Origin of the sequence: Citrobacter sp. Ca225, assembly GCF_030337175.1 — a bacterium.
Taxonomy (GTDB): Bacteria; Pseudomonadota; Gammaproteobacteria; order Enterobacterales; family Enterobacteriaceae; genus Citrobacter_A; species Citrobacter_A amalonaticus.
Genome location: NZ_JAOWCD010000024.1, coordinates 1 through 305 on the forward strand (window position 1 = coordinate 1; position 305 = coordinate 305).

Below are 305 nucleotides of genomic sequence, written 5' to 3' on the forward strand. Positions count from 1 at the left end.
TGGCGGAATTGGTAGACGCGCTAGCTTCAGGTGTTAGTGTCCTTACGGACGTGGGGGTTCAAGTCCCCCCCCTCGCACCATAAACCACGTTGATATTGCTCGCACTGGGCGAAGGTGGCGGAATTGGTAGACGCGCTAGCTTCAGGTGTTAGTGTTCTTACGGACGTGGGGGTTCAAGTCCCCCCCCTCGCACCAACGAGGCGATATCAAAAAGTAAGATAACTGTGCGAAGGTGGCGGAATTGGTAGACGCGCTAGCTTCAGGTGTTAGTGTCCTTACGGACGTGGGGGTTCAAGTCCCCCCCC

The 305-nt window shown here is 56.4% G+C and carries 1 tRNA gene; it reads left to right on the forward strand.

Annotated elements, in window-relative coordinates:
• Positions 1–108: 108 nt before the first annotated feature.
• Positions 109–195: transfer RNA gene (locus OGW13_RS00745), tRNA-Leu, on the forward strand.
• The last annotated feature ends 110 nt before the right edge of the window (positions 196–305 follow it).